Source organism: Nostoc favosum CHAB5714 (genome assembly GCF_020829495.1).
GTDB classification, from domain to species: Bacteria; Cyanobacteriota; Cyanobacteriia; order Cyanobacteriales; family Nostocaceae; genus Nostoc; species Nostoc favosum.
In genome coordinates, this window is the sequence record NZ_JAIVFQ010000024.1 from 1 (window position 1) to 11,967 (window position 11,967).

General features: G+C 45.1%; 5 protein-coding genes and 1 pseudogene. 4 read left to right on the plus strand and 2 right to left on the minus strand.

Annotated elements, in window-relative coordinates; translation table 11 throughout:
• From LC586_RS17295 to LC586_RS17315, 4 genes and pseudogenes are all read left to right on the plus strand, one after another.
• Positions 1-2,749 (plus strand): 2-oxoacid:acceptor oxidoreductase family protein (locus LC586_RS17295; protein WP_229485991.1); only part of this gene is annotated, 2,749 nt, incomplete at its 5' end.
• Between the two features lie 471 nt (positions 2,750-3,220).
• Positions 3,221-3,967, plus strand: coding sequence for a hypothetical protein (locus LC586_RS41160; RefSeq protein WP_306423263.1), 747 nt, complete (start codon positions 3,221-3,223; stop codon positions 3,965-3,967).
• A gap of 42 nt (positions 3,968-4,009) precedes the next feature.
• A pseudogene (locus LC586_RS17310) lies at positions 4,010-4,501 on the plus strand (thiamine pyrophosphate-dependent enzyme); the annotation flags it as partial.
• An 853-nt stretch (positions 4,502-5,354) separates the two neighbouring features.
• Entirely contained in the window at positions 5,355-7,949 is a 2,595-nt protein-coding gene (locus LC586_RS17315) for a beta strand repeat-containing protein (protein WP_229485992.1), read from the plus strand.
• 995 nt (positions 7,950-8,944) lie between these two features.
• Here the strand turns inward: LC586_RS17315 and galT are convergent.
• Both galT and LC586_RS17325 read right to left on the minus strand, forming a co-directional pair.
• Complete coding sequence (gene galT, locus LC586_RS17320) at positions 8,945-10,045, minus strand: galactose-1-phosphate uridylyltransferase (protein WP_229485993.1); 1,101 nt, start codon at positions 10,043-10,045, stop codon at positions 8,945-8,947.
• Positions 10,024-11,883 (minus strand): glycoside hydrolase family 2 protein, encoded by a 1,860-nt coding sequence (locus LC586_RS17325; protein WP_229485994.1) that lies wholly within the window; start codon positions 11,881-11,883, stop codon positions 10,024-10,026. The genes galT and LC586_RS17325 overlap by 22 nt, the downstream gene beginning before the upstream one ends.
• Between the last annotated feature and the right edge of the window lie 84 nt (positions 11,884-11,967).

The window sequence follows — 11,967 nt, forward strand, 5'->3', positions numbered from 1 at the left end:
AGGGGGAGATGAGGGAGCAGGGGGAGCAGGGGGAGATAGGGAAGTAAATTCTTCCTCATCCCCCTCATCCCCCTCATCTTCCTCATCCCCCTCATCCCCCTCATCTTCCTCATCCCCCTCATCCCCCTCATCCCCCAAAATTATTGGTGGGCGTTACGGTCTTTCATCTAAGGAATTTACTCCGGCGATGGTGAAGGGCATTTTTGACAACCTTGCTCAAGCTAAACCAAAAAATCATTTTACTATTGGGATTAATGACGACGTTAGTCATACTTCTTTGAGCTTTAATCCTAATTTCTCTACAGAATCGGATAATGTTGTTCGGGCAATGTTCTATGGGTTGGGCGCTGATGGCACTGTTGGGGCTAACAAAAACTCCATCAAGATTATTGGTGAAGAAACCGACAATTACGCCCAAGGCTACTTTGTCTACGATTCCAAGAAATCTGGCTCGATGACTGTTTCTCACCTACGCTTTGGGCCAAAACCAATTCGCTCTACTTACTTAATTGACCAAGCCAACTTTATTGGTTGTCATCACTGGGGATTTCTAGAACGCATAGATATTTTGAAAGCTGCTATTCCTGGGGCGACTTTGTTGCTTAACAGTCCTTATGATGCAGATAGCGTCTGGGAATATCTGCCGCTCAAAGTGCAGCAGCAAATTATCGATAAGCATTTGAAGTTATACGTAATCAATGCTAGCCAGGTTGCCCGCGAAAGTGGCATGGGTGGCAGAATTAACACCATTATGCAAGTATGCTTCTTTGCCTTAGCGGGTGTCTTGCCGCAAGAAGAAGCGATCGCTAAAATCAAACAAGCAATTGACAAAACTTACGGTAAAAAAGGCGCAGAAGTTGTCCGCATGAACCTGCAAGCTGTAGACAACACCCTAGACAACTTGCATAAAGTAGATGTCCCACAAACAATCCCCAGTATAGACGCGATTAATCGCATCTCTCCCAAATTTGTACAGACGCGATTAATCGCGTCTCCCTCCGCTCCCAAATTTGTACAAGAAGTTCTGGGCAAAATCATGGTATGGGAAGGTGATGACTTACCTGTTAGCACACTACCTGTCGATGGCACCTTTCCCGTAGGTACTGCCAAGTGGGAAAAACGTAACGTTGCCGAAGAGATACCTGTGTGGGAGCCAGATGTCTGCGTTCAATGTGGTAAGTGCGTGATGGTTTGTCCTCACAGTGCCATTCGTGCAAAAGCTTATCAAGCGGATGAGTTAGTCAATGCACCAGGAACCTTCAAGTCAACTGCTGCAAAAGATAAAGACTTTGCCAATCAGAAATTTACCATTCAAGTTGCCCCAGAAGATTGCACAGGATGCACTATTTGTGTAAATATTTGCCCTGCTAAAGATAAATCTGAGCCATCGCGGAAAGCGATTAATATGGCACAGCAGTTGCCATTGCGGGAACAAGAGCGAAAAAACTGGGATTTCTTCTTGAGTTTACCTAATCCTGACAGGCGATCGCTAAAATTAAACCAGATTCGCCAACAACAACTGCAAGAACCTTTATTTGAATTCTCTGGTGCTTGTGCAGGTTGTGGTGAAACCCCTTACTTAAAATTATTAACACAATTGTTTGGCGATCGCGCCGTCATCGCCAATGCTACAGGTTGCTCCTCAATTTATGGTGGTAATCTCCCCACAACACCTTGGACAACCAACGCCCAAGGACGCGGCCCCGCGTGGTCTAATAATTTATTTGAAGATAACGCCGAATTCGGTTTCGGCTTCCGTCTCTCCCTCGACAAACAAGCTGAGTTTGCGGCGGAATTGTTGCAAGAATTGGGGAGTGGGGAATGGGGAATAGGGAATGGGGAATTGGGAATACCTCACGAGTTGGTACAGTCTATTCTCAATGCCAAACAAAACACTGAGGCTGATATTTGGGAACAACGAGAACGGGTAGCGCTGTTGAAACAAAAACTAGATGAACTGTTAGAAAAAAGGAATTACCACTCCCATGCCCAATGCCCCATGACGCCACTTGCTCCACTTGGGGAGACCCCAAGACCGCAGTGGCTCCCCCATGCCCAAATCCAAAATCTAAAATCCCTTGCAGATTACTTGGTGAGAAAAAGCGTCTGGATTGTTGGCGGTGACGGTTGGGCTTATGATATTGACTTTGGCGGTATTGATCATGTAATTGCTAGTGGTCGAAATGTCAACATCTTAGTAATGGATACAGAAGTGTATTCTAATACAGGCGGTCAATCTTCCAAAGCTACGCCACGAGCAGCAGTTGCCAAATATGCCGCCAGTGGTAAGCCTGCACCTAAGAAAGACTTAGGGATGATTGCCATGACCTACGGAAATGTCTACGTAGCGAGTGTAGCCCTTGGCGCTAGAGATGAACATACCCTGAAAGCATTTCTGGAAGCAGAAGCTTATGATGGGCCATCAATAATTATTGCTTACAGCCATTGCATAGCCCACGGCATTAACATGACCACAGGGATGAATCATCAGAAAACTCTGGTAGAATCAGGTCGTTGGTTGCTGTATCGCCATAATCCAGAGTTGCTCCTCCAGGGTAAAAATCCTTTACAATTGGATATGCGATCGCCTACGCAATCTGTAGAAGATTCGATGTATCAAGAAAATCGCTTCAAAATGCTCACCAAGAGTAAACCTGAAGTAGCCAAGCACTTGTTAGAACAAGCCCAAGCTGAGGTAGATGCACGTTGGCAGATGTACCAATATCTGGCAAAACGCGATATTCTCTGAACATTATACCATTTCACTTTAATAATGATACAAATACGCTGGTAGGGGCATGGCAAAGACCATACGTGTCAACTTAACGTAAAAGCTATGTCCCGCAAGGAACTTCAGTTCCTTGCTAATAGCGAAAGTCTTCTTTTGATGACTAAATATAGCCAAAAATCTTTAGTCTACTTTAGTAGACTTTAGCTATTAGCCCTGAAATTCATTTCTGGGCGGGCGTGGAAGCCAACAGATAAGCGATTTTTAGCTTAAGTTGACACCAATGGGCAAAGACAAGCCCCTACCAGAAATCTATAATGTATCAGGATTTTCGTGAATTGGTATTAGCCCTGATTTTCGTTATAAACATTGCGACTTGAGTTACTAAAGTCGCAATTTTCGTTACAAAATACCATTTTGGTTACTAAAATCGTTATTTTCGTTACAAACAATCGAATTTTCGTTACAACATAATCATTGTGGTTACTAAAGTTGTTATTTTCGTTACAAACAATCGAATTTTCGTTACAAAATAACCATTTTGGTTACTACAATCGTTATTTTCGTTACAAACAATCGAATTTTCGTTACAACATAATCATTTTAGTTACTAAAGTCGTTGATAGGGGTGATCGCTCAGGCAACTCAGTCAGCAATGCAGGGGACATCAACAACGATGGCATTGACGACCTGATTATTGGGGCACGATATGCCGACCCCAACGGCAACTCTGATGCTGGGCAAAGCTATGTAGTATTTGGGGGGAAGAACATCGGCAGTGGCGGCGCGATTATCCTAACGGCAACTGCTGATGCAGACATTCTCATCGGTGGAGAGGGCAATGATAGTCTTGTGGGTGGTGTAGGCAATGATATTCTCGTTGGTGGCGCGGGTGCTGACAGATTCCTTTACAACACCGATGCTGCTTTTGCCCTGACTGCTATTGGTGTAGATGCCATTACTGACTTCAACAGTTCCCAAGGTGATAAGATTGTACTGGATCAAACTACTTTTAGTGCTATTACCTCTGCTGTGGGAACGGGTTTTAATAACTTGAGTGATTTTGAAGTGACTAATTTAGCGGGGACTAGCACGGCGAAAATTGTCTACAATACTGCGAATGGGCAGTTATTCTACAACCAAAATGGCAACGCAGCTGGTTTTGGTAGCGGTGGTTTATTTGCAACTCTAACTGGTGCGCCAACTCTTACCGCATCAGATTTTGTGTTGCAAGCATAATTCGGACAAAACACCGAGTTCCAGGCTTAGAACTCGTCATGAGCCGCAGTTGCTAAATATGCCGCCAGTGGTAAGCCTGCACCTAAAAAAGACTTAGGGATGATTGCCATGACCTACGGAAATGTCTACGTAGCGAGTGTAGCCCTTGGCGCTAGAGATGAACATACCCTGAAAGCATTTCTGGAAGCAGAAGCTTATGATGGCCCATCAATAATTATTGCTTACAGCCATTGCATAGCCCACGGCATTAACATGACCACAGGGATGAATCATCAGAAAACTCTGGTAGAATCAGGACGTTGGTTGCTGTATCGGCATAATCCAAAGTTGCTCCTCCAGGGTAAAAATCCATTGCAATTGGATATGCGATCGCCTACGCAATCTGTAGAAGATTCGATGTATCAAGAAAATCGCTTCAAAATGCTCACCAAGAGTAAACCTGAAGTAGCCAAGCACTTGTTAGAACAAGCGCAAGCTGAGGTAGATGCACGTTGGCAGATGTACCAATATCTGGCAAAACGCGATATTCTCTGAACATTAAGTAACTACGCAAAATTAATTACAGTCATTGCGAGCGTTGGCGCAGCCTCTCGTAGAGAAGCGTTCGCGGAGCGTCTCGAAGAGAAGCAATCCCAGCCGCAAGCGAATTGCTTCATTTCGCAACTCTTAGAGACGCTACCGCGAACGCTACATTCGCAATGACATTGTGTAATTAATTATGTTTACCTACTTAGCCCCTGATTTTAGTTATAAACATTGCAACTTTAGTAACTCATATCATGTCCGCCAAGTTACGCATAATAAAAGAACCCCACCCCCAACCCCTCCCCGCTCTTCAGGAGGGGAGACAAAGCTACGCTTTGGCGGGGTGGGGTTCTTCGGGTTTAATAAGCAATCAAGCGGACATGATATCAAGTCGCAATTTTCGTTACAACATACCATTTTTGTAACTTAAATCGTTATTTTCGTTACAAAATAATCATTTTGGTTAGTAAAATAATTCTTTTTGTTACAAACATTATAATTTTGGTTATTAAATAACCATTTTGGTTATTCAAGTCATTATTTTCGTTACAAACATCAAAATTTTCGTTACAAAATAATCATTTTGGTTACTAAAGTCGTTATTTTTGTTACTAACGCTGTAGTTTAAGTTGTGTTGAACTCAAATTTTAGTCAACAAACGCCCCAATGTTGGGTTTCGTTCCTCAATACAATCTCTAAAAAGAGCGCGATGTCTACGAGCGGCTGTCATCCTCGAATTTGGAATGCTTTGTAAAAAAAAAGTGGGATGTTTTGTATAAACCCTTGATTTATCTTTTTCCGAGTTAATATATGAACTACGCAGTCAATAACTATTTAATAACCAGATGTGGGAAAGGTAATTATGGCTAATTCATTATTCAATTTCCTTAACCTCTCTGATTTGAATGGCACTAATGGCTTTATAATTAACGGCATTGCAGTAAATGACGGCTCAGGCACCTCACTCAGCAATGCAGGGGACATCAACAACGATGGCATTGACGACCTGATTATTGGGGCACCATATGCCTCCCCCAACGGCATCTCTGGGGCTGGGCAAAGCTATGTATTGTTTGGGGGGAGGAATCTGGGCAGTGGCGGCAGCCTCAACCTCTCTGATTTGAATGGCACTAATGGCTTTTTCATTAACGGCATTGCAGAATTTGACGACTCAGGCTACTCAGTCAGCAATGCAGGGGACATCAACAACGATGGCATTGACGACCTGATTATTGGGGCATATAATGCCTCCCCCAACGGTAAAGATGTTGCTGGGCAAAGCTATGTAGTATTTGGGGGGAGGAATCTGGGCAGTAGCGGCAGCCTCAACCTCTCTGATTTGAATGGCACTAATGGCTTTTTCATTAACGGCATTGCAGAATTTGACTATTCAGGCATCTCAGTCAGCAATGCAGGGGACATCAACAACGATGGCATTGACGACCTGATTATTGGGGCATATGGTGCCGACCCCAACGGCAAAGATGTTGCTGGGCAAAGCTATGTAGTATTTGGGGGGAGGAATCTGGGCAGTGGCGGCAGCCTCAACCTCTCTGATTTGAATGGCACTAATGGTTTTATAATTAACGGCATTGATAGGGGTGACTATTCAGGCACCTCAGTCAGCAATGCAGGGGACATCAACAACGATGGCATTGACGACCTGATTATTGGGGCAGACAATGCCTCTCCCAACGGCAAAGATGTTGCTGGGCAAAGCTATGTAGTGTTTGGCGGGACAAATCTGGGCAGTGGCGGCAGCCTCAACCTCTCTGATTTGAATGGCACTAATGGCTTTATAATTAACGGCATTGCAGCAGATGACTACTCAGGCTGGTCTGTCAGCAATGCAGGGGACATCAACAACGATGGCCTTGACGACCTGATTATTGGGGCAAGAAATGCCTCCCCCAACGGCAAATATAATGCAGGGCAAAGCTATGTAGTGTTTGGGGGGACAAATCTGGGCAGTGGCGGCACTCTCAACCTCTCTGATTTGAATGGCACTAATGGCTTTATAATTAACGGCATTGCAAAATTTGACCAATCAGGCTCCTCAGTCAGCAATGGGGGGGACATCAACAACGATGGCATTGACGACCTGATTATTGGGGCATTTAGTGCCTCCCCCAACGGCATCTATGGTGCTGGGCAAAGCTATGTAGTGTTTGGGGGGACAAATCTGGGCAGTGGCGGCATCCTCAACTTCTCTGATTTGAATGGCACTAATGGCTTTTTAATTAACGGCATTGCAGCAGATGACTATTCAGGCACCTCAGTCAGCAATGCAGGGGACATCAACAACGATGGCCTTGACGACCTGATTATTGGGGCAAGAAATGCCTCCCCCAATGGCATCTCTGATGCTGGGCAAAGCTATGTAGTGTTTGGCGGTAAGAATATAGGCAGTGGCAGCACCATTAACCTGACGGGAACTCCTGGCACAGATACCCTTGTAGGCACAGCCAGCGACAACATCATCGACGGCAAAGCTGGTAACGATCGCCTCACAGGTAACGGTGGTCAAGATAAGTTTGTGTTTCGCTCTGGCGATCGCAATGACATTATCACTGATTTTAGTGGCGTTGGTAAAGGCACAAACCCATCTCAGGCAGTGATTGCCAATGTTGATACACTGCAATTTACAGGTCATGGCTTAACTGCCCGAAATCTGCAACTAACTCAAAAAGGCAACAACTTAGAAGTTACCTTTGAAAATGTGGCATCTACCAAAGTAACTCTGCAAAACTTCCTCTTAGAAAACCTGGATAACTTGCCAGAAACTGATTCAAGATTTGCACTGGGCAATATCTTATTTGATGGGCAATTCAGCATCTCCGACAGCTTTGATGTAATTAATGCCAACTCTACTCAAACTAGCATTTTCAACAAAAACACTGTCACCTTCCTGAATGAATTAAACAATAACATCGCAGGTTTTGACAACTCAGATGATGTGATTAATGGTCAAGGAGGTAATGACATCATTAATGGCTTCAGTGGCAATGACTTGTTGCGAGGCGGGTCAGGCGATGATATTCTCATCGGTGGATTCGGTAATGATACTCTTGTGGGTGGCAAAGACAATGATATTCTCGTTGGTGGTGTAGGTGCTGACTCTTTCCTTTACAACACCGATGCTGCTTTTGCCCTGACTGCTATTGGTGTAGATGCCATTACTGACTTCAACAGTTCCCAAGGTGACAAGATTGTACTGGATCAAACTACTTTTAGTGACATTACCTCTGCTGCGGGAACGGGTTTTAATAACTTGAGTGGTTTTGAAGTGACTAAGAAAGCGGGGACTAGCACGGCGATAATTGTCTACAATCCCGTGAGTGGGCAGTTGTTCTACAACCCTAATGGCAACGCAACTGGTTTTGGCAGTGGTGGTTTATTTGCGACTCTAACTAGTGCGCCAACTCTGACGGCATCAGATTTTGTCTTGCAAGCATAATTCCGACAAAACATGCAGTTCCTTGCAAGGAACTCCAAACGTCAAACTTAAAACATGACCAGAATAGGACTTACGCATTGACAAGAAATACCAAATATGTATTAAGGTTAAAAACCAATACGGTTCAGTTAAGGCTTTGCTCTTTGTCAAAGTGAATTTTTTTAACGAACCGCAAAGAACGCAAAGGACACGTTCGCGCAGCGTCTCGAAGAGAAGGAAGAAAAGGAAGAGAAGAAAGAGAAGAAAAAATGCTTAATTGAACTGTATTGGGTTAAAAACCATATCTTTCGTAAGGGCACAGCAATGCTGTGCCCCTACAGCATCGTCTATTTACGATCGCAGGATAATGAAGAAAAGCCTGAAAACTTCCCATTTTAGGTAATGCACATCACGATGCATTTGTACAGTGCGTAAGTCCTACAGAAATAAAGCAGTCATCTTTATCGTCATCGGTCACCAGTACCGAACTAACTTCGGGCTTGGTCATCAGGTAAATGTACAAGTTACAGCAGAAATCATATATTTGAACCACATCTATCGTAGGGGCTAAGCTTTGCTCATTGGTGTCAACTTAAGTCAGAGAGCTTCATTCCACAGTCATTTTACCCCACACGCTATCCGGCTCCACGCAGGTGAACCCCAAGACCGCACTGGCTCCCCTTAATCCCCTCCCCGTTCACGGGGAGGGGAGATTTTGTCGTTAGACAAAAGCGGGGTGGGGTTCCGACGGCTTAATTAGTGGCTTAATTAGTAATTGAGTGGACTTGATATAACGTCATTGCAAGGGTTTCACGTTAAGTTGACACCTATGAGCAATGCTGTGCCCCTACCGCGTGGTCTATTTACCTGAAAATAGCTGTAAATGCGTAACAGCTTATCATTATTAAAGTGAAACAGTATTACAGAAAAGTTAAAAACCGTCCCCGATTAGAAGGAACGGTTAAGACAGTTTGTTGTTCAAGAAGTGGACAAACAGGAATAAATAGGTAGGTTTGTCACGCCGAAATTGGTTCTTCAATATTTACCACCACAGCTTGTAGCTCCTTGGCTTTCTCTTCTGGCAAAGCATCATTGGCAAACATCCCTGCTGCAAGTTCAGTTCCCGCTAGATACTTCAGCCTTTCGCTTGTCCGATATGGTGGAAAAAACTCGGCGTGTAAATGCGCTTCTGGATGGGCTAAACCGTCAGTTGGTGCTTGGAACCAAGCCATCAAGTAAGGAAATGGCCGATTCCACAAGCCGTCATACTTGAGAGTGACAGTTTTTAACGCCTTAGCAAGTCCCCAACGTTGCTCTGGGGTAAGATCCATAAAAGTGCCAACTGGCTCTTTTGGTGCAATCCAAACTTCATAGGGGTAACGAGCGCATACCGGGACAAATGCGATCGCATACTCATCTTGATAAATAATCCGTTGATTGTCTGCAATTTCTTTCTGAATCAAGTCTTGCAGTAAACCACGCCGATGTTTTTCATAATACTCCTGCTGCATTGACAGCATCCGCGCCGGCACTGGCGGTGTAAAAGGATAGGCGTAAATTTGCCCATGAGGATGGTGCAATGTTACACCAACCTCTACACCCTTGTTTTCAAAAGGCAGCACGTACTGAATTTGGGGATTTGCTCCTAATACGCGGGTGCGATCGCCCCACACTTCCAATAGCAAATCAAGGTGTTCCAGTTCCAGGGAACTAAGGGAAGCTTGGGCATTTTGAGCAAAAACCACCACTTCACACGCCCCATTAGCAGGCAATGTTTCCACAATACATTTCGGCGGGTCGTGTGCCGTTTGAGCCATTGAGGGAAAGCGATTATCAAACACCGCCACATCATACTTACCTTGGGGAAGTTCTGTAGGAAACTCCGGTTTCGTAGTGGGTGCGAGGGGGTTATACTCCGGGGGTGGCATGAAAGTCCGCCCTTGACGGTGAGAAGCGTAAGCAACCCATTCGCCGCGTAAAGGATGCCAGCGCAGGTGGGGATTTGCCTGCACTGGTTCATTACTAGGGCTAGTGGCGATGATATTCTCGGCAATCGGGTATCGACTATATAAGGTCAGTGGGCGACCATCCGGCTTTAACAGCTTGTAGGAGTACATAATCCTTGTCCTGAAAGGGTCGCAGCGCGGATCGCCTGTAGGGGAAATTTAGGCGTGCGATCGGCGTATAATAAACCGTTAGCTTCTTGGAAAGTATCTGTAAATTGGGTGTAGCAAAATCCGCTAAATAGCTCGATATCATTAATCGTTTCGAGCAGAGAAGCGTATTTAATTTCTAGCTCGGAAATATTCGAGCAACGCTCATATCCCCAAGCTTTATCTGCATCGGGGTTATCAACAGGGGCATAGGCAATGCCACCAAACTCAGTCAGCATCACTGGCTGTCCTTGATGCGGAAAGTTATCCAGTGTCAGGATGCGCCCTCCAGGACGCTTCCGGTCAAACAAATCTGATAGCTTCACTTCTGGCCCATAGCGATGAGCTAATCGTTGTGGGTGGGTGTCGTAGTCATGAATAGCCAGAATATCTGTATCTGTACTTTCCCAGCCATCGTTGCCAATTACTGGGCGGCCCGGATCGAGAGTTTTAGTTAAGTGATACATTGCCAAAACGTAGTTTCGGTGAGCCGCAGTCTCAACCAGATTCGGAACTCCCCAGGATTCATTAAACGTTACCCAAGCTACGATACAGGGGTGGCTGATATCCCGCCTAATCACCTCAGCCCACTCTCGTGTCGTGCGTTCCACTGCTTTAGGTGTGAAACGATATGCACTGGGCATCTCCTCCCATACTAACAACCCCAGCACATCTGCCCAATATAAAAATCGCGGGTCTTCAATTTTCTGGTGCTTACGGACTCCGTTAAAACCCATTGCTTTGGCGAGTTCGACATCGCGCCGCAATGCTCCATCGTCCGGTGCTGTCATTAGCGAATCGGGCCAGTAGCCTTGATCCAGAACTAAGCGCAAATAATAAGGACGACCATTGAGCATAAAGCGATCGCGCTGTATCCCCACAGTCCGCATTGCTGTATAGGATTTTGCTTCATCCAATAGTTGATCCTTATACCAAAGTTCAACGTGGGCATCCATTAGAGTGGGCTTTTCTGGACTCCACAGCAATTCATTGCGGTAGTCGTCGATACCAGGATCGGAAAGGGAAATGCGACGGCCAATTTCTCCGTTAAACACTTCATAGGTATCGTTTGCCAACACGGTATTGCCAATGCTCAGTTTTACCTTGATTTGGATACCAGCAGGGGCATCACCTGCGATCGCAGCATAACAACCAACTTCCCAGCGCTCAAAATCGGGACTCCACCGAATATGATCGATGTAAGTTCTACCCACCCGCTCAATCCAGACTGTTTGCCAAATACCACTGGTGCGAGGATACCAAATACTGTGCGGTTCTAATTGCCAATCCTGCTTTCCTCTAGGCTTGGCAAGGTCACAAGGATCATCCTGGGCCCACACTGTTACTTTAGTTATGCCAGTGTCATTCAAAACGGCGGTAATATCCAGCGTGAAAGGAGTATGTCCCCCTTCATGCTCTACCATGTATTGACCATTGACCCATACACGGGCGCGATAATCCACAGCCCCAAAGTGCAGTAGTAATCTGCCGTCACCTTCAGGTGTTTCAAATTCCCGCTCATACCAGCAGTTTGGATGAAAACCTGTATCACCAATACCACTTTTGGTAGATTCGGGAGCGAAGGGAACTTGTATATGATGAGTCCACCCCTGGATATCGCCTGGTTGAACACATCGCCCTTCATCGTCAAATGCGAACTTCCACTCACCGTTTAAATTTAGCCAGTGCGATCGCTGTAACTGTGGACGTGGATACCCAGCTTCTGGGAAACCAGAAATCCTTTGATTGTCTGTATTAGAGGGTAATTCAACTTTACGATTTTGTATATCCAACAACTTCATTAAAACCTCTTAATGTAACTACAATAGAACAAATTTTTTTGTGCCTTCGGTTTAGACTAAACTAGGCTGTTTTGAGACATTCTA

Excerpts from the sequence above, each read along its gene's own strand:
- LC586_RS17325 (WP_229485994.1), bottom strand. The coding sequence starts at position 11,883 with ATGAAGTTGTTGGATATACAAAATCGTAAAGTTGAATTACCCTCTAAT.
- galT (WP_229485993.1), bottom strand. The coding sequence starts at position 10,045 with ATGTACTCCTACAAGCTGTTAAAGCCGGATGGTCGCCCACTGACCTTA.
- LC586_RS17315 (WP_229485992.1), top strand. The coding sequence starts at position 5,355 with ATGGCTAATTCATTATTCAATTTCCTTAACCTCTCTGATTTGAATGGC.